Source organism: Nostoc punctiforme PCC 73102, from assembly GCF_000020025.1.
Classification (GTDB): Bacteria; Cyanobacteriota; Cyanobacteriia; order Cyanobacteriales; family Nostocaceae; genus Nostoc; species Nostoc punctiforme.
In genome coordinates this window covers 6,249,445-6,273,943 of sequence record NC_010628.1, presented here as the reverse complement: position 1 = coordinate 6,273,943, position 24,499 = coordinate 6,249,445, and the positions used below count along the sequence as shown (strand labels likewise).

Genomic DNA, 24,499 nt, shown 5'->3' with positions numbered 1-24,499 from the left:
GAATTCAGAATGAATTCTGTACGACACAACGACCTGCGGTAGTTGAGCGTAGCCGAAACTCAGTGCATCGCTGGTGGATGAATAAATCGGTTTAAGACGCTCGCGGACTCGCTAATGTCTTGATTCCGAATCCTGTTAGCGCTAGCGGGGCGTTTAGCTCATTCAGAATAGCTGGATTCTTCTTCAACCCTTGATATATACGGAATCATGCGGTTATAAAAGACTTACCGCAAGGAGGATTTTATGAACGAAAAAGTAAAATCGGGTTCGCGGAATGTTGCAATTGTCGGGCCTTATTTAAGTGGAAAAACCACTTTACTAGAAAGCTTGTTATTTGTCACAGGGGCAATTTCTCGCAAAGGGAGTGTTAAGGACAGCAATACAGTGGGAGATAGTGCTGCCGAGTCGCGCGATCGCCACATGAGTGTAGAAGTCAGCGCCGCTAGCACTGAGTATAACGGCATTCGCTTTACTTTTATTGACTGTCCGGGAAGTGTAGAATTTGCTCAAGAAACGTACAATGCTTTAATGGGAGTTGATGCGGCAATTGTAGTTTGCGAACCCATCCGCGATCGCGTCCTCACCCTCGCCCCTCTATTTAAATTCCTCGACGATTGGGAAATTCCCCATCTCGTCTTCGTCAACAAAATGGATCGGGCAAATATTCACGTTCTAGAAACGTTACACGCCCTGAAAGCAGTATCTAGCCGTCCCCTGGTAGCGCATCAATATCCCATCATGAACGGGGAACAACTCACCGGCTTTATTGATATGGTGAGCGAACAGGCATATCAATATCATCCAGGCGCACCGGCTGACCCCATTCCCTTCCCTGAAAGCTTAAAAGAAGAAGAACATATAGCACGAGCAGAAATGCTCGAAGCTCTAGCAAATTTTGACGACCATTTACTCGAAGAACTTTTAGAAGACATCGAACCACCCCAAGAGGAAATCCTTAAAGATTTAAAAATGGAATTAGGGGCAGATTTAGTAGTCCCCGTTTTCTTTGGTGTGGCAGAACAAGATTATGGTGTTAGACCTCTATTAGAAGCCTTGTTACGGGAAGCACCCGAACCAGAAACTACAGCAGAACGTCGCTTAAAAAACTTAAAAGGTGATACGCCTTTAGCACAGGTATTAAAAACTTACTACACTCCCCAAGGTGGCAAACTCTCTCTCGTGCGTGTTTGGCGAGGTAAATTAACTGATGGTATTGTCCTCAATGGCATTCGCACTGGTGGAATTTACCGCCTCATGGGACAGCAACAGCAGTCAGTTAACCAAGTTAGTGCTGGTGAAATTGTTGCATTGAGCCGTTTAGAAGGAATCAAGACAGGCGATACAATCTCCACAGAACAGCAGTCGGCAATAAAATTACCCAAAGCTGTAGAGTTGGAACCAGTGTATGCTCTCGCCATTACACCAGAAAAGCGCAACGATGAAGTTAAACTCAGCGGTGCCATCACCAAGTTATTGGAGGAAGACTGTTCACTTGCTTGGGAACAACACGGCGATACTCACGAAGTTATCTTGTGGGGTCAAGGCGAGATTCATTTACAAGTCGCCCTAGACAGACTGCGCCGCAAATATAACTTGCCAATGACAACCCACTTACCGCAAGTGCCTTACAAAGAAACCATCCGCAAAACGGTGGCTTCAGTTCATGGACGCTACAAGCACCAAAGCGGTGGTCACGGACAGTTTGGTGACGTTTTTCTCGACATCAAACCCCTACCACGCGGCACAGGTTTCAACTTTAATGAAACTATTGTTGGTGGCGTGGTTCCCAAACAGTACATTCCTGGGGTGGAAATGGGCGTGCGGGAATTTCTGACACATGGGCCTTTGGGCTTCCCATTAGTGGATTTAGCGGTAACTCTGACTAATGGTTCCTATCACAACGTTGACAGTTCCGAACAAGCCTTTAAGCAAGCTGCCCGATTGGCAATGCAAACGGGGATACCCCAAGCAGAACCTACCCTGTTAGAACCAATTCTGCGCGTGGAAGTGACTACACCGAGCGAATTTACCTCGAAAGTGCTGCAACTGTTGAGTGGTAGACGAGGGCAAATTTTAGGCTATGAGGGCAGAAACGATTGGCAAGGCTGGGATAATGTCTCTGCATACTTGCCACAAGCAGAGATGCAAAACTTTATTGTAGAGCTGCGATCGCTCACCTTGGGCGTTGGTTCCTTCCATTGGGAATATGACCATCTCCAGGAAGTGCCGGAAAAACTCGCTGAACGTGTCATTCACAGCAATGGCAATGGTAGTAACGGCAATGGCAAGTAATTTTGGATTTATCTGAAATCAAAGCCCTGCATTTAAATATGCGGGGATTTTTATTAATGAATATTTAATACGCTTTGAAGGTGCTGTTGAAACGCTAATCCTTCTGTACTCCACCGTTCTTGGAATGCTTGTATGTTTTCCAATCTTATTGCTTTTCCATTGGGAGGGAAGTTAATCGCACAATCAAAGACTTTACTCTTATCTGCAGGATGATCTTACGAATGTTTTCACCGACTACCACAAAAAGGGTAGATCAAATAATTTCAATTGCGCTTGATTTAATAAATCCTCAACATTTAAGAAACTGGTTTGCTAATTGCTGTTACTGTACCTCATAGCAGCCGGAAGTGCTGCCTTAGACGGTTCTTTTCTGTGTTTGTTAAAGAACGTGCAACAACCACATCAGGAATACCAACTAGAATAGAATTTTCATCTGTCATCTGATATACTCGTTTTTCAACCGCTACTCGATATTTGGGTCGTAGTTGAGGAGCAATTACATCTGCGATCGCAATTATCAACCGACTGTGAACTTCAGCCCAGAATTCGGGATTTTCTAGGTAAGGGTTCATCCCTGGAAACGGTGAAGGCATAAGCTTGGCAAAACAATATTCTTACTGTTTATCCTAACAATCTTGGCTGCCATGAAGAGTAATGAGTTAAAAGGGGTATCAACCTTCTCAATGACAAAAGAGTTCCGCCCACAATAAACAGGGCAAAGCAAAATTATAGCTTGCTGCCCTTGAGGGAAAGTTTTATAAAAGCATCTGGGAATTATGTGATTAAGTCTATCCATCTTAACCACACAGAAAAACTCATGGGCTTTATAATCTCTCTTCTAACTAGCCTGATTGGAATCCTCGTTTATCTCAATACAGGTAGGATCTCTGGCGAAAAGTCACGTTTAGCAATACGCACAATTACGATATTGATTAGCAGTATTGCAATACTGAATTCTATTTCTAGGCTTTTGGTGATTGTCCCACCAGGCAATATTGGTGTCGTCAACTTATTTGGTGAGGTTTCCGAAAGCACTCTTAATCCTGGTGTCCACTTGTTGAGCCCCTTTAACAAAGTGCTGAATTTTTCCACTCGCATTAAGGATGTGAAGGAAAACATAGATGTGACAACCCAAGAAGGTTTGAGTCTAAATCTTGATGTCAGTCTTCAGTACAAGCTCGATCCCCAGAAAGCAGCTACAGTATATAAAACCATTGGAACTGATGAAACACAACTGGTAATTTCCAGATTCCGCTCTACTGTTCGCGCTATCACCGCAAACTACCCAGCCAGTGCTATTTACTCTACCAAACGTCAAGAAATCGCCCAAAAAATTGACCAACAACTCACCGAAGAAATACCGGCTTTGGGTTTCATTGTTGAGGAAGCTCTTTTACGAAACGTCAAAATGCCTGATATTCTCCAAGTGGCAATTCAAAACAAACTCAAGACAGAGCAAGAAAACCAGCAAATGAAATTTGTTTTAGAGAAAGAGCGTCAAGAGGCAGAACGAAAGCGTATTGAAGCTCAAGGCATAGCTGATTCTCAAAAAATTATCTCCGGTGGACTTAGCAACCAAGTGCTACAATTACGAGCGATTGAAGCCACAGAAAAGCTAGCTCAATCGAATAATTCTAAAATTGTAATTATTGGTTCTGAAAAAGGTGGAGCGCCTATTCTGATTCAGCCAGAAGCAGGGACTTCAAGACCCTAAAATTTTCTGATTAGCGATCGCTGCGGCGTTGCTTCCTCCTACATATCTCTCTTTCGGCTTCCCTTCTTGCTACTGGCTGAATGATACAGTATGAGCGTTGCTAGAAACTGATGACTATGAGCGGCGAGATTGTCGAAAAACTCAAGGAAGCTAGTACTGGCTTATTAATGATGAGCGAGTCAGATTACCCTTTTGAGGTTGTTCAATGGAAAGGTGCTGCACCTGCAACACAAGAAAAAATCTTACAGCTAACAGGTTCTCAAAACCTGCCAGTCGAAGTAGTAGAGTTAGACTATCTTTTTCGTAATTGTGCATTTGAGCAAGAGTGGCATAATGACTTACAGAAACAAGATGTTAAAAGATTTCAAACACTTATCCAGACACTTAAAGATAATCTTAGTGACATCAAAGTTTATCGTGTCGGAAAAATAAATATTGACGCTTATATCATCGGACAAACTCAAGACGGTGACTTAGCTGGAGTAGTTACAAAACTGGTTGAAACCTAGTATACAGGGAGAAATTTCTTTAAATAAAAGCCTAGCTACACAGATGGCTAGGCTTTCTCATTTCTGAAATCATCCAAACTTATAAATTATCGACTTGCGCTTCTATTACAGACTGAATAGATGTTGAAACTTGTGAGAGAAAATTGTATCCAGTTAGAGATTCTAATGAGTCAACGCTAACCCGATAATTTCTCCAATTCGCTGTTCGCACGCCTTGGGCGTTGGGAATATTGACAGCAATAACTCTCGTGCTGGTTGTCACGCCTGCAAGACCTGAACCAGGAGTATTCAATACAACAAGAATTTTCCAGGTTCTGTTAGGGACTTGAACCCGTCCATTCGCTATTGTATAGAACGTTCCGTTAGAACCAGTACCGCCCATCCCATATCCACCAGATATGATGTAGAGTTCTTTACCCTGTCCTACTAAAGTTCTGGCATAATCCTCTAGGCTTGCCCAAATTCCCTGATTGTTATCTGGGGCTTGAGCAATCATATTACTCATCAAAAAGGTGGCAGAATTATTAGTAACACTACTAGTCCTGTCAGCACTAGGTGTCATGTGACCGCGATCAAACCCACTTCCGCTAAAATCGGTAGATTGAACTTGATAACAGCCAGAAGGAAGTGTTGTATCAGCCCGGAAAGTATCTTGCCTTGGTGTGCTACCTAACCAACTACTATTCAACTGCCAAGACACCCAATTTGGTCTACCTAGTGAGCAATTGTAACCAATTACATATTGTGGTTTTACCAACAAGTAGTTATTTTGACTAGAAGTTCCAGCGCCGCTAGGGTTGCCAAGGGTTAGGTGAACACTTACTGATGACTGGGCTGGTACAATCTGTGCTAACCCAATTATGAATAAAACCACCGTCACAAACGGCAGTAGAAACTTGAAAATCTTGATTTTTTTCATGTTTTTGTACTTTTAATTACAAAAACAGTGTCCAAGTTCTTCGTTTCAATATCAAGTATTCAGTGATACAAATAAAAGATTTTTTAATGATAAATATGTAGTGACACAATAGCTAGAAATCTTTATTCATAAGAGTTAAAAATTAAAAAATCGGCTTTTGTGATGAGCGATGGCTTAAAATTTTGCATCTCTACACCAAGATTTATACATCTAATTAGCAATGCCAATCTTTTCTCTTAAATAAAATTTGATTCACACGATAAATTAGGGCGATACCTGCGGTGGAAAGCTACGCACTAGATCGCCTTAATATCTAATTTTATGGTTCAACGGCGACTATTTAATTTCCTGAAAATTCTCAATTGTGAGATATATTTCTTCATCAGCTATCTGACTATTGTAATCGATTTGAATTTGGGTTGGATAGCCGAATCTAGGGCTGTAACTCACATTTAGGCTGGAGGCTTTACGGTTAATAGCATCTTCAATCACATCAAACAGTTTAGGAATTGTTTTGTAGTTTTGAAAGAAGTCTGGATTAACTGCTTGACCTGTAGCTACAGAAGTGATGGAAGTTGTTTGACCATTACGGACTTCAATAACTACCGGGCCCCTAGCGTCGGGTATACAAAAGCATCCATTACTAAATGTATAGCGATAGTTGGAAATATTTTGCTGATTCCACAAATAGCGATTAAATTTTAATCGCCTTAAATCCAAGTTATTATTTTTTGTTGGCGATTGTGCTATCTCTATGGGAGATTTTGACATTACTGGTAGGTTAAGGCCGAAAGATAGCAATAATCCGGCACTGATAATGATAGGTAAACGCATATCAATTCACTTAATTTCAAAAGTGCTATCTATATTAATTCATGTAGTTGTTTAAATAAACTTTATCTTTTGATTAAAATCTATCTGTACTTAGCCAAGATCAAATAACAAATTTGAGCATAGCCTATAAACGCATTTATCCCTTGTAAATTAATTCTACGGAAAAATAATATTGCCTAGCTGTGGCAGAAAAAATTTGACTTGAAATTTAGGATAAGTGATGCCTGCGGTGGTAAACTATGCAACGCACCAAAATAAAATCAAAAACTCTGAGAAGATAAAATTTGACACTGTTACAAGAGCCATGTCTAAATCATATCCAAATGACCGTAGCAATTAACTTCGGTGCGATCGCAGATGTGCGAGAATCATTTCTCTATGCCGTAAAATTTTTACAGTAAAAAACAAATTTTTTTCAAGCATGAATGATTCACAAACTTGGTATATTGTCAAGCACTCTGCTGGAAATTGCGAGATCGTCCCCAGTGACAAAGTTGGCGACGATGATTTAGAGATTATAGAACAGTGGGGGCCTTTTAGTTCGGAAGGAGAAGCGATCGCTCGGCGTGTCGGACTAATTAGGGCTGGAAAGTGCCAACCAGTTTAAGTTAGCAGTAGAGACGCGATTAATCGCGTCTGTTAGAAATGATATTTTGTATTCCTAACTGTTCACTACTTACTTCTAACTTTATTTTTAACTCTTCACTTTTCTGCTGTGGCTGTACCCTTAGCAGCAATTTTTTTACCTATCACTTCTACTGCTTTAGCGAATTGTGGATCTTGTAAGGTAGCGAGTTTATCGCGTTCATGGAGCCATAATTCCTGCATTTGCTCTTTGGTCAACTCTACCTTCACATCTGGATTAATACCTTTGTGATTAATATCTGTACCATTAGGAGTATAGTAATGAGCAATTGTTACCGCCAATCCTGAGCCATCTTCTAAGGGACGTACCGATTGCACTAGTCCCTTACCAAAGGTTTGAGTACCAACCAAAGTAGCACGCTTGTTGTCCTTCAAAGCCCCTGAAAGGATTTCACTGGCACTGGCTGAACCTTTATCTACCAGCACCACCAAAGGTTTATCTGTCAAGGCGCGTCCGTTGGCCTCTTCTTTTTCTGCCTCTCCTTGGCGTTCAACGGTGGAGACAATCTTACCTTTATTTATCCACATCCGGGCAATGTCTACACTGGAGAACAGTAAGCCACCAGGATTACCACGTAGATCCAGAATATATCCAGCTACCTTTTTGCTTTCTAAATCCTTGATAGCTGTTTGCATTTCTTTACCAGCATTAGCGCTGAACTGGTTCAGGCGAATGTAGCCAAGATTACCTGCTGGAGTTTGCTTTTGGGAATATTTAACTGGATGAATTTCAATCCGCGCCCGTTTGATGTCTAATTGTTTTATCTGACCGTCGCGCTGAATCGTTAGGCTAACTTGCGTTCCGGCTTCACCTCGAATCAGGGCTACTGCTTGATTAGTATCCATCCCCTTGGTGCTTTTGTTGTCGATTTTAAGGATGACATCTTTTGCCAAAACGCCAGCTTTAAATGCTGGCGTGTCTTCGATTGGCGCAATTACAACCAGTTGCTTAGTTTTTTCATCTTGACTGATAGTGATCCCAATCCCGATCAATTCTCCAGAAGTGTCCACTTGCATATTCTTGAATTCTTCTGGGTTCATAAACCGGGTGTATGGGTCATCCAGCTTTTTCAACATTTCCCGAATAGATTTATAAGCCTCCTGGGGATTACTGTAGGACTTGCTTAAGTACTCCTTACGAACAGCCTGCCAATCTACCTGATTGAAAGTACCATCTACATATTGGCGCTGAACAATTTGCCAAACTTCATCTACTATTTCTTTGGGACTTGCTTTAAATAAAGCCTGACCTCGCGAGTGAATGCCAAGGCTAGTAACTGCGATCGTGGAGAGTGTCACCGCCGTAGCACCCAAAACAAGCCTACTTTTTGTAATCACCATAATGACAGCTGCGTCAGAGGGAAAATATATAGTCAGTATGCTCAATCTAACACAGGCTTCCACTGTACAGACCGAGTATGTATTCTTAATTTAAACAAAATACTTGACAATCCGGCGACCTTGGTTGTTATCAATACAAAAGTTTTAAGATTGGGAATGGGGAATTGGGAATGGGGAACTTGTACTAAGCCCAGTCGTAAAGCCTGCGGCATAGCTACGCTTAGGGCGTAGCCTCTCGTCAGAGAAGTATGGGGTATGGGGTATGGGGAATGGGGAATGGGGAATGGGGAATGGGGCATGAAGAAGAGACAAAGGAGACAAAGAAGAGTGGGGAGACGAAGAGACTTGTCCCCCCTGCCTACCCTGCTCCCTGCCCCCTTGCCCCTCTCTGCTCCCCTTAAGGTTCTACCCAGCGTTCATCTGCCTTGATGAGGTTAATTAATTCCTCTACACCTTTGTCTTCCGGGACTTTTTTAATTTCTTCTCGGCCACGGTACAAGGAAATGTAACCAGGTGTTTTGCCAACATAACCATAGTCGGCATCTGCCATTTCGCCGGGACCATTGACAATACAACCCATAACTGCTATGTCTAATCCAGTTAGGTGTTTAGTGGCTTCCCGGACTTTGTGTAACACTTCTTCTAGGTTAAACAAAGTGCGCCCACAAGAAGGACAAGCGACGTATTCCACCATCGTTTTTCGCAATCCCAAAGCTTGGAGAATGCTGTAACAGACGGGAATCTCTTTTTCTGGTGCTTCTGTGAGTGAGACGCGAATTGTATCGCCAATGCCATCAGCAAGTAAGGTAGCAATACCAGCCGTAGATTTAATTCGCCCATATTCGCCATCACCAGCTTCGGTAACGCCTAAATGTAGCGGATAATCCATACCCAGTTCATCCATGCGCTTGGCAATCAGGCGATAGGCAGCTAGCATTACAGGTACTCGTGAGGCTTTCATGGAAATTACCAAGTTGCGGAAATCCAAGGATTCACAAATGCGAATGAATTCTATGGCAGATTCCACCATTCCTTCTGGGGTGTCACCGTAGGTAAATAGCATTCTCTCGGCGAGGGAACCGTGATTTACCCCAATTCGCATTGATTTGCCTTGATCTCGCAAAGAAACTACTAGAGGTTCTAGAGTTTCGCGGATTTTATCGCCAATTTCGTCAAATTCGGATTGAGTATACTCGGTTCGATTGACGTTGGGCTTTTCAAAGACATACAACCCCGGATTAATCCGCACTTTTTCTATGTGCTTGGAGACTTCCAGGGCGATTTTTAGCCCATTATGATGGACATCAGCCACAATTGGTACGTCTTGGTAAGTTTTTATTAATTTTTGTTTAATTTCTGCTAAAGCTTTAGCATGAGCCATACTCGGCACTGTGACACGGACAATTTCACAGCCAATTTCGTGCAGACGACGAATACCAGCCACGGAACCATCAATATCAAGGGTGTCTTCGTTAATCATTGACTGCACTACAACTGGGTAGCCACCGCCAATGGTGACATTTCCTACCTTTACGGGACGGGTTTTACGCCGCTTGATAGTTGTATCAAAGATATGTTGACTTGATGCAGTATTTGAAGTATCTACTATGGGCAGAGTTTGCATAACCTGATCGGGTAAATTTGCAGTAGCTAAAAATATCAGATTTGATAAATCTCTGTTTCCCAGATTGCCACAGCTAGTGGCTCTTTTGGACGATTATGTAGAAAAAATTGGAGAATTGAGTCAGGCAAAGAATTAAAAACTCTTCTAAGTGAGTAGTGTTAGTAAGGTTTAACGACGCGATCGCTCTCTTACTGAGTTATAACTACTACTAGTAATGTCAATAATTCTTTGTCTGGTATATTTTCGCTGTTGTGATAGTTGTGTAGCGATGTACCAGTACGTTTGATACTTTATCGAGATAACTGATTTTGAACCTTGCAAGCTTAATGCTTTTGGCAGATCGCAACTACGATTGGCATATAGATTGCATCGTTCGTTTCATCAATCTTTCGTAGAAAAGAGAGGAAAAATCGAAGCTGCCATAAAGTGATAACTCAGCTTAATGGTACCCTCAAGGGTACTATTAAATGCGTTTTTTAGTTGATATCGTAGCTTTTGAGTACAGCGATGGAGACAATATTTCCTCTAGCTGGCATTAAAAATTACAGGTTCAACAAAAAATGATTATGAATTCACTCAAGAAATCCATGCGCTTGACCAAGATTTTAGCATTTGCTCTATCATTTCTGATTTTCTGTTTCTCTACAGAGGCGATCGCAGCGCCAAGTACCCCTCCTACCTTAATTATCACGGAAAAAGCGACAATTACTGGAGGCAAGTTCAGTATCGACACAACAACACCTCCTTTGCCAGCGACAACAGTTATTCGCTCTGCTAAACTTTTTTTACCGGCTGGTGAAACTGGAACAATCAATAAGATTAAAATTACTGGCCCAAATGGACTTGAATTTGGTTGTCAAGATATTAAGGTGAAGAACGGTGTTGATTTAATTAAAGCCTGTGGTGGCCCTGCTGTTTTAGAAGCTGGAGGAGCAATTACTTATGTAGCTGAAGGAAGTGGTTTTGCACCAAAGCTTAACACCAAATTAAAAGTGGTTTTATCGGATGAGTTTTAAACACTAACTTAAACCTGAATTACTACCAAAAATTGTTAAATGAACTATTGGGGTAAAGGTTTTTTCTTTACCCCTTTTCTCTTTGCCTTTTCCCCAAAACTCGACAAGTATTGATTGCCTATTGCCTTATCCCAACGACAATTATTTACGCCCACTTACTTAGGTTCATACAATTTGTTTGTGGCGGCAATCAATCACCATAGCAATGATTGTATTGTCTTAAGTAGGACTTACGCACAGGTAACGGAAAATCGAACCACAGAGGCACAGAGAACACGGTGGAATAAGAGTTTGAGAGGTATTTTGCGTAAGTCCTGTTAAGAATAAAAGGTGTTATGACTGCCGAACTACAAGTCGAGCAAATAACCCTTCTTCTGCAATCAATTTTGAGAAATTACCCATCTGCACTACATTACCTGCATCGAGAACATAAATGCGGTCTGCATGACGAATTGTACTGAGGCGATGGGCAATCACCACTCTGGTAGCATTTAATTTAGCTAAACTTTCAGTCACAATTGCCTGGGTGCGATTATCCAGAGCGCTGGTTGCCTCATCCATTAAAATAATTTTGGGCTTTGCAACTAGCGATCGCGCAATCAATAATCTTTGCCGTTGTCCCCCAGAAAGATTGGTACCACCCTCAGCAATGATAGTATGCATCCCCATCGGCATTTGCTTGATATCATCAGCCAAACCTGCCATCTGTGCGGCTTCCCAAGCTTCTTCTAGAGAAACCAAAGCTCCGGCGGTGATATTATCAAAAACTGAGCCAGTCCCGAATTTGCCATTTTGCAATACGACTCCCAACTGCCTGCGTACAGCCTGAAGTTCTAAATCTGCTAAGTCTTGGCCATCATAGTAGACACTGCCTGTCAGTGGAGTCTCAAATCCCAGTAACAACCGGAATATCGTTGATTTACCACTTCCAGAAGGGCCAATAATCGCCACAAACTCTCCTGGTTCAGCATGGAAACTGACATTATTGAGAATTAAGTTGCCATTTTCCGAGTAGCGAAAACTCACACTTTCTAGGGCAATACGACCGCTTAATTGACCAGGGTTAACTTTGGTTGATCCATCTTCAGGCTGCGATCGCCAAATTGGTTTTGCCCGTTCCCATATTGGTACAATCCCCCAAATCTCAGATACAGTATTGCTCAGGTCAATTATCCCTTTGATGAAAATTGTCAAGGCATAGTTAAAAGCAACAAATATACCAAGTGTGAGGTGTGGCTGCATCAACAGCATTGCCAATCCGAAAAGCAATATAGAACTGACTAAGGGTAGTGCTTCATTGAATACAGACATGCCATCTTTAATCTGTTGCCAATTCGCCTTTAGCCGGATTTGCTGGCTATACTTTTTTGCCCAAGCAGCAAATGCCCGTTCTTCTGCCATTGCTACCCGCAGTTTGGCAACACCGTTGATTAGTTGGACAGTGAGTCCCTGAATCGCGCCATTAAGTTCTTGCTGTTTGCGGGATTTCTTCACCAAGCGGAAACTTGCAACTGTTGTAACCGCAGCAGCAAAGATTGCTAAACCCACTCCCACCAGCGCTAATTGCCAGCTGTAAATAAACATCAACACTAAATTGAGTAAGGCAAAAACCCCACTCAACAACGTTTTTTGGGTAGCGCCGCTCAATTTTTGATGAATTTCTCTCACCGCCATCACCCGGTTAACTAAGTCTCCGGCAGTATACTGACGAAAAAACCTCGGACTTAATCTCAGCAGACGATCCCAAATAGCTGGTTGCAATACGCTATCTGTGGCGCTTTCAACTCGGAGGGTAATAATACTTTGGGCAATTTGAAAAGCTAGCTGCCCAAAGGCAACTGCAAACATTACTAATCCTATCTGCCATAGTAAAGCGCGATCGCTATCTGGAATAGCATTATTGATTAAAATTGCTGTTGCTTGTGGTGCAACCATTCCCAATATCGTCCCCAGTAGCCCCACTACTAAAATACTAGCGATGTCTTTTTCATAACCTTTCACCCCAAACCGAAGTAAATCGATGGCTTTGAGTGCAACTTGGGGCAACGGTCGATACAGAACGTAGGCAGATGTTGTCAGTGTTTTTGCTACTGCCTCATTTACGGGGATGCGAGTTCGCGTAACTGGATCAAAGATCACATAATCCCGCTTATCTGTCGGTAACAAAGCTACTGGGCGCTTTTCTAATTGAGTATAAGCTAACATCGGCCCTTGATCTTGCCGCCACCAGCCACTTGCCAAAGTCACACGCCGGATACGAATTTGCGATGATTGGGCGATCGCTGCCACAGGGTCTTTAATTGAATTAAAATTATCTGCTGCTGGACGAATCTCAATTCCTAATGTCCGTCCAATTGCTCCCATTGCTACCAATAGAGGCGGCCCCTCTTGAGATATAGCTTCTTGCTGTGGTTGCAATACTGTTGCTAATTCAGAGAGTGCGCCCTCAATTACTTGCTGATTAAGTTGCTCTCTTTGCTGAAACTGCCGAAATTCTGCTTCTGCTTGTTTGTTTGCTAGCAAACTCAAGTAGTGAAAGAAATAAGTATGTAAACATACCAAGCTACTGGGTATTTCTTCATAACTTGGTAAATCTGCGATTGTTAATAGTTGTCCAATAACTGCATTTTCTGCCTCCAGCCACATCGCACTCGTGAAGGGAAAAGCTGGCGAGGCGGGATTCAACCTTAGTTCTTCAACTCCCATCCAGCTAACATTACCTTGCTGCAACTTCACCCACACAAATGTTTGTTGCCACAGATGTAGTGCCTCACCAGTCGATAATGAAAAATCCTGTCCCGATGTCTGCACAATGTTTAATGGCATTGTCAAAACTGTTTGCTGGGAACTAAGAGACTGACTTAAATGATTTACCCAACCTTCTAAAAGTTTTATGGCTTGAGAGTCAGCCGTTGCAATTCCCTGAACCAAATCAACCATTGACATCTGGCATAATTGAGTAGGTTCAATTGCGATCGCTACAAAACTCCACTTGCTTTCTTTCGCTAACAAAGCTGCACTAAATAATGATTCTCCAGGGTTGACATGAAACAGATAGCGGCGCTGCTCCTTTGGTAAACTGTTTTTAACTCCAGTCGCAAACACAGCTAATGTTCCAGACTGCACTATCCATAGTGTTTCTGAGTCATTTAACAATACTGGTTCGTTTGCCTGAAAGGAGTGGAGTTTAGAAGAAGGATTCACCTGCGCGCTACTCATTGCTCAATTAATGGAATATTTGATGGGCTAGAAGTCTTTTGCTATATCATATCTAGTACATAGCGTTCTATAATTAATAATTAGCTTTGTATGTATAATTTTAGACAAAAGTATTGCACGTTGCCATATAAAATTTAGCATTAAAAAATGCTATTAATGTAATTCGATACTCCCTGATGACCATCTCCAAAGTCTTGTATAAATTCATAATTTACTCTATTTGCACAACTATCTATCTCTTCGGAAAGTGAATTTTGATGCAGTATCTGATGTGCTGATTTACGCAAAACCTCAAATAATTTAGAACTGTAATCAGAGTCTTCGCTCAAGAAATTCCACAGTTCTTTACCAATCAAAGTTTGCATTTCCCAATCAGGCAGTATTTGTTTTAATAGACCAATTGTTACTGTTTTGCTTGTTCTTTTACCATAAGTAAATCCTATATACGCTTGATCTCCTTCTTTAACCTTTTCTTGAATTTTTTCAGCCCAGTAAACTACTTGGTCTTTATCCATATTGTGGGGGCGGTTCAGAATAATAGTTTTTGTTGCATCAGCATCTATTTCAACTACGCTGACAGTATAAAAACCTGCTTCTTCTATACCCAAATCAAGACCGAAAGCTCCTGCAAACAGAGCAATGGATATTAATTGGTTATTAATCACTTTTTCCTCAGATTTTCAAAATCAATTTTACTCACATTTAAACCTAATAAATTTTTATAATTCCCACAAAATTGTCTGGGTGGGTATTTTTACATTCTCGTCTAAATTTTTTACAAATACTACCTTGCCTCTGCTGCGTGGAGTAGGCGAACATAAGTTCCACCTTGCTGCCATAATTCCTCATGGGTACCACTTTGGACAATTTTACCTTGGTCTAGAACAATAATTTTATGGCAATCACGAATTGTACTCAGGCGGTGGGCTACTACAATACATGAGCAACCACGCTGTCGCAAGTTATGGTTAATCATCAATTCGGTTTCTACATCGAGGGCGCTGGTTGCTTCATCCAGTACTAATATTGTGGGATTTCTCACCAAAGCGCGGGCGATTTCTAGACGTTGGCGTTGCCCACCACTGATATTCATACCACCTTCAATCAATTCAAAGTCATATTTTGCAGGCATAGAAGCGATCGCATCATGAATGGCTGCATCCTGACAAGCTTGCACCAAATCAGCTTCTGGCACAGTTGAATCCCAAAGAGTGATATTATCTCGCACAGTCCCCGCAAATAAAAAGATATCCTGCTCAACCATTGCCAATGAGTTAGCCAATACAGAACGCTTAATTTGCGATCGCTCTACACCATCAAAACAGATTTCCCCTGCCCAAGGCTGATAAAGCCCACAAATTAATTTAGCAATCGTAGATTTTCCTGAACCACTTCCCCCCACAAGCGCTATGCGTTGTCCAGGTTGAACAGTTAAGCTAAAATTCTCAATTAAGGCAGGTTCCACCCGACTGTAGCCAAAAGTGATATTTCGTAACTCAATATGTCCCTGTAATTGCCATAGAGATGAAAAAGTAATTTCTCCCCCTGCTCCCCCTGCCTCCCCTGCTCCCTGCTCCCTGCCCCCTTCCCCCTGCCTCTCCTCCACTTCCAAATCAACAGGATTTTGCAGCACATCATCAAGGCGATTTAAGTCAGCTTCTAAATCTTGCAGCGTGCTGCCGAAATTGACCAGGCTATTAACTGGCTCTAAGAAACTTAGGGTTAAACTTTGGTAGGCAACGAGCATCCCAATACTGAGATTACCGTTCATTACCTGAAAGCCGCCAACCAGTAGAATAGAAGCTGTGGTCAGGGCTGTCAAAATCGTCGGTAATGTGGTGAGAATTTGAGTTTTTAAGCCTAATTCCTGTTGGGCGTTGAGTGCTTTAGCGTAATAACCGGCAAACCGAGCAAATAAATCTGACTCCAGCCCAGAAGCTTTTATGGTTTCTATGGTTTGGATGCCACTAACTGTTACGCCACCAACTTTGCCATATTCCTGAGCCAAGCGGATATTGGCATCGACACGAGTTTGCGATAAAAATAGGAGGGCGAAAATATTAATTGCAGCAAAACCAACTGCGATCGCACTCAATAATTGGTCATACTGAATCATTATCAGCAGGTAAAAAACCATCATTACTGCGTCAATTAATGTGGTTGCCAAAGGCCCTGAGAGTACTTCCGCCACTCGGTCATTCAGTTGCATCCGACTACTGATTTCCCCAGCAAAACGTTGGTCATAAAACCCAATAGGCAATCGCAGGATATGCCAGAGAAACTGTCCTGATGTGCTGACTGACAACTTAACCATCAATCGCCGCAGATAAGTCAGCCGCAGTCTCGCAAGGAATGCCCGCAATATAGTAGTTAAAAACATCCCTAACAATAAAGGTCGTAACCAATCTTGCCGATCTCGGATTAAAATCTCATCGATAAACACTTGAGCAAAAGCTGGCACCGCTAACCGAGGCAATGTTAACAATAACCCAGCTAGCAGACAAAACAAGATAGTAACTCGTGAGTTTTGTAAACGGGTAGTTAAAGCTGAGATAATGTGATTTTTTTTGCCACCCTTCTGGAAGTCCGCTCCTGGTTCCATTGTCAGCACAACACCAGTGTATGCGCGATCGAACTCTTCCCAACTCACTGTTCTCCGACCATTGGCAGGATCATTGAGATAGACGCGTTTTTTGCTATATCCTTCTACCACGAGAAAATGGTTAAAATTCCAAAAGGCAATGTAGGGAAGACGGGTAGCTGTTACCTTTTCTAGAGACAGTTTTAAACCTTTAGCATTGAGTCCATAGTTTTTGGCAGCTTTGAGAATATTAAAAGCTTTACTCCCATCCCGCGAGACACCGCATTCTTCACGCAGTTTAGCCAGTGGCACAATCTGGCCGTAATAGCTAAGAATTATTCCCAAAGCAGCCGCACCACATTCGACCGCTTCCATTTGTAAAAGTGTAGAAGTGCGAACACGATTTGGTTTAAATTTTGGGATTGGGAATGGGGCACTTGTACTGAGCGGAGCCGAAGTATTGGGCATGGGGCATTTGGGAGTTAAAACTTGAACGTTGAGCTTCTGAGGGTGAACGTTGAGCTTCTGAGGGTGGACGTTGAGCTTCTGAGGGTGAATGTTGAGCTTCTGAGGGTGAATGTTGAGCTTCTGAGGGTGGACGTTGAGCTTCTGAGGGTGGACGTTGAGCTTCTGAGGGTGGACGTTGAGCTTCTGAGGGTGAACGTTGAGCTTCCGAGGGTGGACGTTGAGCTTCTGAGGGCGGACGTTGAGCTTCTGAGGGTGAACATTCAAGTTTTAACCCCAATGCCCTATTCCCCATTCCCCATTCCCAAATTAATAAATCCCCGTCCAAGATCGCAGCATAGGAATAATATAAGAAATCGGTGCTTTTTCTCCAACTTTTACTTGAACAGAGGTAGTTGTGCCGGAGGATATTTTTAAAGCAGGGCCGTCAGAAGATGACCATTTGTAGCCACTGACTGATGTTGGATTTTCTTGGAGTTGGACAAAAGCTTGCACTTGACCTTCGCCTTTACCTGCAAGACTGGCAGCCATTTCTTTGTTACCAACGATCGCTGTAATATCTTGTGTAGTTACCGGAAATGAAGAAATATCTGCGATCGTTCCGACAATACCACCTTCGCGTTCACGCTTGGCAAAACTGGGAGTCACCTGTACAGCCATTCCTGGCTTGATTTGCTTACCATCTTTATTAGCAAAGTAAACAAGGCTCATAAGTTTTGAATTTGCTTCTTCAGCTTCGATTGACCCTAGGCGAGTACCCGGATTCATCATTTGACCAGGAACAACACTCACTTCCAGAATATGACCATTGTATTTGCTAATGATTCTACTTTCTTGAGATAGTTGGAGTTCCAATTGGGCTATACGGCGCTTTACTTCCCGAATTTTATTTGTTTTGTCAATTGATTGCTTCAGGTCTTGCTCGTGTAATTTAGTATTTTGAGTATTCAGGTCTTTAATTTTTGTTTTAATTTCGTCAATTCTATTAAGATTTTCCAGATATTCTCGTTGTGTGGTGGTTTCTTGGATTTCGAGATCCTTTAGTTGTACGTCAATATCTGAGAGTTCGCTTTGAGTGTTAAAATATTCCTGTTCAGCTTGCACCAACATATCTTGGCTGATTACATGCTGCTCAAAAAGGTGACGACGATTATCAACTCGTCCTTTAAGAGTTTTGAGTAAATAATTAATTTGTTGTTTGCGAGAATTAATGCTTTGACGTTTTTGAGCGATCGCTCTTTGTGTTTGATCGCGTAACTTTGGCGCACCTTGCTCTCGACGCAAATTATTTTCCAAATCCATTCTCTGCTGCCCAAGAGTAATGATTTGTTGGTCAATTAGCAGCTTTTGTAACCTGTCAGTCTCTTGATTTTGGGTTTGCAATTGTTGCAACTTTACTTGCTCTTGCTGTAGTTGCTGTTTTAGCGCTGATTGGTCGATAATACCCAGCACATCACCTTGCTTAATAATATCTCCCGCCTTTACCTTCAAAGTTAGTAACGGGCCAGAACTGGGCGCTTGAAATTCTACAACATGGTGCGGTTTAATCAAGATACCTTGACCTGTGACAGTCAGGGGAATTCTGCCGAACACACTCCAAAGCCCAGCTACAGCAACTACAAAACTCATGGTAGATAAAGTCAACCAAGCTTGAGGCTTGACTACATTTATCGCTTGATCCAGTTGTTCTGGTGAAGATAAGCGTTCCAGAGCTTCTTGGCGAAAGATATGGCTGTGTTTGAGTTGCATTATTCCCCTCTTTTGTGTATCAGATCATCTATGCGATGCTCACAGTGCCTAGAGCCTCTGAGAGAATATTTTGATGACTTCTAGACTTTTAAGATTAAGGGGAAATCGGGTAGAACTGGGGGAGGTATCAATACGGTTCGGATAAGCACTATGAACTTTCCTTGTGGTCTGGGAAAAGGTTTTGGGGCAAGGGGTAAAGGATGTATTTAAAACCTTTTCCCTTTTCCCTTTCCCCTTTAACCGAACCGTATTGGGGGAGGTGTTGAGGACTGGGGAAAAATAATCTCCAATATGAAGTCCCCAACTTGCCCTCATTCCCATAACAGCACCGAAGGCAGATCATCCGTGGCTAGCCGTAGCAACTCATAACCAATTCCCGCCGTACCCCGGAATAAACTCGGATGAAATACCGAACTAGGTAAATTAGTAAACATTTGGTATGCTCCAGTTTGCTTGGCTTTAGCTACGACATTTGCAGCATTCTGGAGGGCTATTTGATGCCAATCAGAGCGGGAGCAACGTTGAGCGCCGACTAACAACACCTCAATCCGACCTAAGTTGCCACAACATAAGTGGTCGCTGTCTTGTAAGCTGTAATTTTGGGTGGTTTGCAAAGCAATTTCAATCTCCTGTTCAATTTCAGGAGAATCGATAACTCCCAAGCTACCCAAACGTCCTAAACCAATGCCAGTTGCACCGTGACACCATCTCACTGGAAAGCCCGGTGGTTGATTCATCTCTGCACTGCGAAAATCAGGCCAGTTACCTTGGGATTCACAAAAGACACTGCGTTCATACTCAATGCCTGCCAGTGCAGCTTCGTAATAATCTTGATTTTGAGTAACTGTGTAAAGTCGCAGCAAAGCATAAGAAATTCCTGCTGTTCCGTGAGAGAAACCAGTTAAAGGTTGTTCGCCAAGAGTCTGCCAAGCTTTGGGAGCGCCTTTATAGCTGACCTGGCGAGAAAGTAAATGTTGCCCACAGGCGATCGCCTTTTCTAAAACGGTTGCATCTTTTGTGACTTCATACAAAGATAACAGCCCTAAAATAGCTCCAGCCGCTCCGCTCATGATATCCAATTTTTTATCGGCAGCAATCAATTCAGGTGTCATCCACTCTGCTAATGCTTGAGCATCTGCCAATAGCGTTTCATCATTTAGGAATTGCCTTACTTTCACAAAAGCATAGATTAGAGAACCCAAACCCGCTCCCCCACCGATTCCCATCAAGCGACTCATACGTTGCTGAGATTCTAAGTCAAAAGTCTGGATTTGCCGACGCAAGGGTTGTAATGTCCTCAATGCTAAATCGCGCAAGCGTGGCTCCCCGGCTACTTTATTGAGTGCAGCAAGAAATAAGGCAACCCCAGAACGTCCATCATAAAGACCAGAGCCTAATACTTGCAGTCGGAATCGCTCTGCTTCGGGTACATAATTTAAGCCAATCCAGTTGATACTACCATCAGGATCGAGAATCGCTGTCTTTTCGAGTGCATTAGCGATCGCTCCAGCCTCTTCTATCAATTGTGCTGAACTTAGCAACGGTGCAGATTCAACGTCCCATTGCTCACTTTCTTCACTGGAGGTTTGTGCTAACTTGGCATGGAACGAGCCTTGAATAATTGCTATTTGTCTGGCAAGGTCAGTTTTACTCATTGCCTGTAACTGCCTCAAGACATGGTGATAACTGGGTTGTTTAAAATAGTGCGGAATAGATAAATCATCGCTCACACTCAATTCATCACTAGCAGCGTTAGCTGTGAAGAAAGGAATGTCTAATTGTTCCATCGCCCGTAATTCCGCACTCAAAATATGCCAAGCATTAGGTTTTTCCTGAGCGACCAGAAAAGCACAACTGAGGCGTTCAAGTTCGATGCTGTAGTCTATCCCGTCTTTGAGGTAATCGGATGCCCAAATTTTTTGTAGGATGACGCTGTAAACGCGAGTGGGGCGAAAAACAAAACGCACCTGTTGCTTCCCCATCACAGTTAACGGACTCTTTGGTTGAAACAACATATCCTTGTTGTCCATCAGAAAACGATACATCTGCTCAAACCCCGCAGCAATTTGTGCTTGATAATCATTGGGAGAAAGGCCAATTTCACCTATGTACGGCACATTTTTCTGAATAGGTAACGTGATAAACTCATAGCCCAAGTGCATTTCGTCGGTATTAACTAGTCCCCAGCGCGGTACTTTCTGAGGAGCTTGCTGAGGGTCAGTACTGCCCAAACCACTAACATCATACGCAACGCGGCGATCGCTGCTAAAATCCCAACGGGGTAAAAGCCCACTACGGAGTACAGAGTTTCCAAGTTGCTGTTCAGCGTTGGCCTCAGATCCTTGCATATCTGGTGAATTTTCAATCAGATTTGCTTCATGATGCAGTAAAGTTTCTGTGTCAATCAGCACCAAATGTTCACCACTAGCAATCAAATTTTCGTGGTGACAATCTGTCCCCCGTAAAGTATAAAGTACACATAACAACATCCCTGCTCGTTGATAAAAGCGCTCCGCAGCAGCTTCATCAATACAAGCTTGATGTTCAACATATTCTACCCAACCGTAGTTATTCCGGTTAAGCACTTGGATAACTTTAAAATCTAAAAGATGGCTGTGTTGATTGCACCAGTCTAGAAATTGGTTGAAACTAACTTCCAGACCCAAATCTTTGGGTTTATAAACGAGTTTTAGTCCCGACTCAAATGTGAGCAAGATAACGGTTCTTCCTTGCTTATGAGGATCAGATAAGGAAGTTTTTATTTCAGCAACTTTACCTAAATAATCTGGTTGCTCAGACCCAAATTCTCCAAAAATTTGTTGAATATCTGCTTTGTCTTCAGCCAGACGTTGCAAGAACTCGGCAGTGAAATCAACCCAAAAGTTGACTACGGTTGCCACTAATCGACCGAGAACTGGATATTTGCAAAAGAATGCCATCAATCCATCTTGTAGAAGTTGATTGACAAACTTATTGTAGTGAGTCTTAGTTTTTTCACTTTCTGTTTCTAGCCCCAACAAGTTGAGCAAGTTTTGACCAAATGGACGAGCCTGAGAAAATTCAAAATGTAGTGTTTTGGTGCAAAATGTCGCCAGCCGTTGCAGCAAACTCCGTTCCAAATTGCGGTAAGCGGTTTCTGTTAAAAGTAATTGGGGAAGGTGTTCTTCAAGTCGAGTTCTAAGTTCTAGCCTGGCGACTTTAATAATAGGCAAAAAAATGTCTTCAAAGGGAATAGGATTTTCTGAGTCGGTCGGGAGAAATGTTTCTAATTCAGGCTGAAATTCTGTTGCTGTTTGAATAATTTTTTGTAATGTTTCTGCCCATTTTGGCAACGGCTGACCAGCATTAAACTCTACTGTTCCCAATTGAGGGCGAATTGTATCGAAGTCTAAGCCTTCCCACTCTAAACGTTTTTGTAGAGTATTCCAATTTCCTTGTGCTACGACTTGACACCAGCGTTCCAGGCGATGGTCAATCTTTTGTTCATTAAGCAAACCAGCAGCGATCGCAAATTGTTTTGTATTGAGGCGTTCCCACAGAAAACTGGCTTTAGTGACTATGGTTGCTAAGTCGGATAGAGGAATCTGCTGGGAAGATTGAACAAATAGTTGAGACATGGCTGAACTTTTTAAGGTGGTGGTTAGACAAAAGTAGAAAAATACTCGTGTAGGCTATATTCGATGAATATAGCCTTCTCACTTGTGTCTGTTAAATGTTAAATATAGGGGCGCAAAGCCTTGCGCCTGATTTAAATTTAGTAAGGGATGACTGAATAGTAAAATCAAGCAGAGTAATCTTTTACTCCTCCAGTCCTCACTCCTCACGATCCCTTGCTCGTGCTACTCAATTTGGTTTATTTGGTTGGACAGTCGTTACAACATGACATGTGTACGTGTGATTCAGAGACGGCTCCTCCACTAACACTGAGTAATTCTTCTTCACTCAGTTCATCAGATGCCACAGAGGTCAATTCTGCTAGCATTTGAGAGATAGCTTCGACTGTAAAGTTATAACCTTTGTCTGCACTAGCGATCGCTAACACTTTAATAGCTTCTGCTTGATTAGCTGCTGTTTTTACTTGCTGTTGTAGTTGTGCGTTTTGAAGTAGTTCTTTGATTTGGTGTAACATAAGCTATATCCTCCGTTTGTTTGACTCATTAAACCGCAGAGATTTTATGCATATTCTCTGCTTTTTTGTTTTAAATTTAGTAAGGGATTGCTGAATGGCAAAATCAAGCAGAGTAATCTTTTACTCCTCTAGTCCCCACTCTGGTTAATCCCTGGCTCGTGCTTCTCTAATTGGCTTATCTCGTTGGACAGTCGTTACAACATGACATGTGTACGTGTGATTCAGAGACGGCTCCTCCACTAACGCTGAGTAATTCTTCTTCACTCAGTTCATCAGATGCCACAGAGGTCAATTCTGCCAGCATTTGAGAGATCGCTTCGACTGTGAAGTTATAACCTTTCTCTGCACTAGCGATCGCTAACACTTTAATAGCTTCTGCTTGGTTAGCTGCTGCTTTTACTTGCTGTTGTAATTGGGCGTTTTGCAGTAATTCTTTGATTTGGTGTAACATCCGTCTATCCTCCGTTTTTGTTGACTTATCTAAACCGCAGAGATTCTACACTTGTTTTGTGCGGTGTTCTCTGCTCTTCTGATTTGAATGTAGAGAAGAATCGGGGAGAAGTAGGGGAGATAGTTGCAATAGCAGAAAAATTTTTTGGCGTTGCTGATTAGATATATGGATCTTGGTGTAGAGACGTTGCATTGCAACGTCTCTACAAGGTTTTTGAAATCACGCAAAATCATTTTCATACCTGAATTCAGCAACGCCAATTTTTGGGTGGAAAATAATTGACGACATGGGCACTGGATCTTAGCCCTAAAGCCCTAACTGTGTAACCAGAGCTAGAGCCTCTATAATGACGAGTTGAAACAGGATTCTGAATCTAATAGGACTTACGTACAAGTAACGGAAAACGTAGACACGTTCGCGTAGCGTCTCGTAGAGAAGTGGCTTGCCGCAGGCTACCACGGAGGACGCAGAGAAGCCAGTGCGTTGGGGAGACAGCGCCGTGGGCGGGTTTCCCGACTTGAGGCGACTGTCGTCGGGTTCCCCGACTTGTAGCAACTGGCGCGACACTGAGGAATGAGTGTTTGAGAGGGTTTTTGCGTCAGTCCTATCTAAAACTAAAGGGCAACCAGCACTTCATTGATTTGCTCTGCTAGTTTCAATGGACGGAAAGGCTTGGCAAAAATAGCAGCGACATCCATATCAGTAAAACTCTCTCGATCTGATTGCTGGAGTTTAGCTGTTAATAAAATTACTGGAATTTTCTTAGTGGCGGGGTTAGCTTTCAGTTGTTGCAGAGTTGCACGCCCATCCATATCAGGCATCATCATATCTAGTAGAATGACATCTGGTTTATGGGTAGCAGCTACCTTCAAAGCTTCCTGACCAGAACTTGCTGTCAATACATTCCAGCCAGCAGCCATTTCTAATCCCAACTTGGCGATCGCCCGCACATCTTCTTCATCATCAACAATCAAGATCTTTCTGTTCATAATGGCACTCTTGCAAAATATA

Annotated in this window: 18 protein-coding genes and 1 pseudogene; 5 read left to right on the top strand and 14 right to left on the bottom strand. The window is 42.5% G+C overall.

Annotated features, from left to right (window positions below; genetic code table 11):
- The first annotated feature begins 243 nt into the window (after positions 1–243).
- Positions 244–2,292 (top strand): elongation factor G, encoded by a 2,049-nt coding sequence (locus NPUN_RS25595; protein ID WP_012411354.1) that lies wholly within the window; start codon positions 244–246, stop codon positions 2,290–2,292.
- Positions 2,293–2,657: 365 nt separating this feature from the next.
- On the opposite strand, the pseudogene NPUN_RS25590 reads toward NPUN_RS25595, so the two are convergent.
- Positions 2,658–2,885: pseudogene (locus tag NPUN_RS25590) on the bottom strand (DUF4058 family protein); the annotation flags it as partial.
- A 224-nt stretch (positions 2,886–3,109) separates the two neighbouring features.
- Here NPUN_RS25590 and NPUN_RS25585 point away from each other — a divergent pair.
- Positions 3,110–4,006, top strand: coding sequence for a prohibitin family protein (locus tag NPUN_RS25585; protein WP_041566414.1), 897 nt, complete (start codon positions 3,110–3,112; stop codon positions 4,004–4,006).
- A gap of 116 nt (positions 4,007–4,122) precedes the next feature.
- The gene (locus NPUN_RS25580; protein ID WP_041565621.1) at positions 4,123–4,515 is read left to right on the top strand and encodes a nuclease A inhibitor family protein; all 393 of its coding nucleotides are present in this window, start codon (positions 4,123–4,125) and stop codon (positions 4,513–4,515) included.
- Positions 4,516–4,594: 79 nt separating this feature from the next.
- Here NPUN_RS25580 and NPUN_RS25575 read toward each other — a convergent pair whose 3' ends face one another.
- Positions 4,595–5,434 carry a DNA/RNA non-specific endonuclease gene (locus tag NPUN_RS25575; protein WP_012411350.1) on the bottom strand — a complete coding sequence of 280 codons (840 nt, stop codon included), beginning with the start codon at positions 5,432–5,434 and terminating at the stop codon, positions 4,595–4,597.
- 336 nt (positions 5,435–5,770) lie between these two features.
- A complete protein-coding gene (locus tag NPUN_RS25570; RefSeq protein ID WP_012411349.1) occupies positions 5,771–6,268 on the bottom strand; it encodes a DUF6174 domain-containing protein in 498 nt (165 codons plus the stop codon).
- Positions 6,269–6,689: 421 nt separating this feature from the next.
- Here NPUN_RS25570 and NPUN_RS25565 point away from each other — a divergent pair, with 421 nt between their 5' ends.
- A complete protein-coding gene (locus NPUN_RS25565) occupies positions 6,690–6,875 on the top strand; it encodes a DDE transposase family protein (protein WP_041565620.1) in 186 nt (61 codons plus the stop codon).
- Between the two features lie 95 nt (positions 6,876–6,970).
- On the opposite strand, the gene ctpC is transcribed toward NPUN_RS25565, so the two are convergent.
- Positions 6,971–8,254, bottom strand: coding sequence for a carboxyl-terminal processing protease CtpC (gene ctpC, locus NPUN_RS25560; RefSeq protein WP_012411348.1), 1,284 nt, complete (start codon positions 8,252–8,254; stop codon positions 6,971–6,973).
- Positions 8,255–8,651: 397 nt separating this feature from the next.
- On the bottom strand, positions 8,652–9,878 hold the full coding sequence (ispG, locus tag NPUN_RS25555; protein ID WP_012411346.1) for a (E)-4-hydroxy-3-methylbut-2-enyl-diphosphate synthase: 1,227 nt from the start codon (positions 9,876–9,878) through the stop codon (positions 8,652–8,654).
- A 560-nt stretch (positions 9,879–10,438) separates the two neighbouring features.
- Here ispG and NPUN_RS25550 point away from each other — a divergent pair.
- On the top strand, positions 10,439–10,894 hold the full coding sequence (locus NPUN_RS25550; protein ID WP_012411345.1) for a hypothetical protein: 456 nt from the start codon (positions 10,439–10,441) through the stop codon (positions 10,892–10,894).
- A 333-nt stretch (positions 10,895–11,227) separates the two neighbouring features.
- Here NPUN_RS25550 and NPUN_RS25545 read toward each other — a convergent pair whose 3' ends face one another.
- The 9 genes from NPUN_RS25545 to NPUN_RS25505 all read right to left on the bottom strand — a co-directional run bounded on the left by NPUN_RS25545 (position 11,228) and on the right by NPUN_RS25505 (position 24,477).
- Positions 11,228–14,113, bottom strand: coding sequence for an NHLP bacteriocin export ABC transporter permease/ATPase subunit (locus tag NPUN_RS25545; RefSeq protein WP_012411344.1), 2,886 nt, complete (start codon positions 14,111–14,113; stop codon positions 11,228–11,230).
- A 140-nt stretch (positions 14,114–14,253) separates the two neighbouring features.
- Positions 14,254–14,778, bottom strand: coding sequence for a PDDEXK family nuclease (locus NPUN_RS25540; RefSeq protein ID WP_012411343.1), 525 nt, complete (start codon positions 14,776–14,778; stop codon positions 14,254–14,256).
- 119 nt (positions 14,779–14,897) lie between these two features.
- Entirely contained in the window at positions 14,898–17,069 is a 2,172-nt protein-coding gene (locus tag NPUN_RS25535; protein WP_234710978.1) for an NHLP family bacteriocin export ABC transporter peptidase/permease/ATPase subunit, read from the bottom strand.
- A gap of 34 nt (positions 17,070–17,103) precedes the next feature.
- Complete coding sequence (locus NPUN_RS25530; RefSeq protein WP_041565617.1) at positions 17,104–17,454, bottom strand: hypothetical protein; 351 nt, start codon at positions 17,452–17,454, stop codon at positions 17,104–17,106.
- 14 nt (positions 17,455–17,468) lie between these two features.
- Positions 17,469–18,908 (bottom strand): NHLP bacteriocin system secretion protein, encoded by a 1,440-nt coding sequence (locus NPUN_RS25525; protein WP_012411341.1) that lies wholly within the window; start codon positions 18,906–18,908, stop codon positions 17,469–17,471.
- A gap of 311 nt (positions 18,909–19,219) precedes the next feature.
- Positions 19,220–22,525 carry a type 2 lanthipeptide synthetase LanM family protein gene (locus NPUN_RS25520; RefSeq protein WP_012411340.1) on the bottom strand — a complete coding sequence of 1,102 codons (3,306 nt, stop codon included), beginning with the start codon at positions 22,523–22,525 and terminating at the stop codon, positions 19,220–19,222.
- Between the two features lie 236 nt (positions 22,526–22,761).
- On the bottom strand, positions 22,762–23,037 hold the full coding sequence (locus NPUN_RS25515; RefSeq protein WP_012411339.1) for a hypothetical protein: 276 nt from the start codon (positions 23,035–23,037) through the stop codon (positions 22,762–22,764).
- A gap of 175 nt (positions 23,038–23,212) precedes the next feature.
- The gene (locus tag NPUN_RS25510) at positions 23,213–23,488 is read right to left on the bottom strand and encodes a Nif11-like leader peptide family RiPP precursor (protein ID WP_012411338.1); all 276 of its coding nucleotides are present in this window, start codon (positions 23,486–23,488) and stop codon (positions 23,213–23,215) included.
- Positions 23,489–24,102: 614 nt separating this feature from the next.
- Positions 24,103–24,477 carry a response regulator gene (locus tag NPUN_RS25505; RefSeq protein WP_012411337.1) on the bottom strand — a complete coding sequence of 125 codons (375 nt, stop codon included), beginning with the start codon at positions 24,475–24,477 and terminating at the stop codon, positions 24,103–24,105.
- Between the last annotated feature and the right edge of the window lie 22 nt (positions 24,478–24,499).

Excerpts from the sequence above, each read along its gene's own strand:
- NPUN_RS25585 (WP_041566414.1), top strand. The coding sequence starts at position 3,110 with ATGGGCTTTATAATCTCTCTTCTAACTAGCCTGATTGGAATCCTCGTT.
- NPUN_RS25570 (WP_012411349.1), bottom strand. The coding sequence starts at position 6,268 with ATGCGTTTACCTATCATTATCAGTGCCGGATTATTGCTATCTTTCGGC.
- ctpC (WP_012411348.1), bottom strand. The coding sequence starts at position 8,254 with ATGGTGATTACAAAAAGTAGGCTTGTTTTGGGTGCTACGGCGGTGACA.
- NPUN_RS25505 (WP_012411337.1), bottom strand. The coding sequence starts at position 24,477 with ATGAACAGAAAGATCTTGATTGTTGATGATGAAGAAGATGTGCGGGCG.
- NPUN_RS25515 (WP_012411339.1), bottom strand. The coding sequence starts at position 23,037 with ATGTTACACCAAATCAAAGAACTACTTCAAAACGCACAACTACAACAG.
- NPUN_RS25535 (WP_234710978.1), bottom strand. The coding sequence starts at position 17,069 with ATGGAAGCGGTCGAATGTGGTGCGGCTGCTTTGGGAATAATTCTTAGC.
- NPUN_RS25565 (WP_041565620.1), top strand. The coding sequence starts at position 6,690 with ATGAATGATTCACAAACTTGGTATATTGTCAAGCACTCTGCTGGAAAT.
- NPUN_RS25580 (WP_041565621.1), top strand. The coding sequence starts at position 4,123 with ATGAGCGGCGAGATTGTCGAAAAACTCAAGGAAGCTAGTACTGGCTTA.
- ispG (WP_012411346.1), bottom strand. The coding sequence starts at position 9,878 with ATGCAAACTCTGCCCATAGTAGATACTTCAAATACTGCATCAAGTCAA.
- NPUN_RS25525 (WP_012411341.1), bottom strand. The coding sequence starts at position 18,908 with ATGCAACTCAAACACAGCCATATCTTTCGCCAAGAAGCTCTGGAACGC.
- NPUN_RS25595 (WP_012411354.1), top strand. The coding sequence starts at position 244 with ATGAACGAAAAAGTAAAATCGGGTTCGCGGAATGTTGCAATTGTCGGG.
- NPUN_RS25575 (WP_012411350.1), bottom strand. The coding sequence starts at position 5,434 with ATGAAAAAAATCAAGATTTTCAAGTTTCTACTGCCGTTTGTGACGGTG.
- NPUN_RS25530 (WP_041565617.1), bottom strand. The coding sequence starts at position 17,454 with ATGGGGAATAGGGCATTGGGGTTAAAACTTGAATGTTCACCCTCAGAA.
- NPUN_RS25510 (WP_012411338.1), bottom strand. The coding sequence starts at position 23,488 with ATGTTACACCAAATCAAAGAATTACTGCAAAACGCCCAATTACAACAG.
- NPUN_RS25550 (WP_012411345.1), top strand. The coding sequence starts at position 10,439 with ATGATTATGAATTCACTCAAGAAATCCATGCGCTTGACCAAGATTTTA.
- NPUN_RS25545 (WP_012411344.1), bottom strand. The coding sequence starts at position 14,113 with ATGAGTAGCGCGCAGGTGAATCCTTCTTCTAAACTCCACTCCTTTCAG.
- NPUN_RS25520 (WP_012411340.1), bottom strand. The coding sequence starts at position 22,525 with ATGTCTCAACTATTTGTTCAATCTTCCCAGCAGATTCCTCTATCCGAC.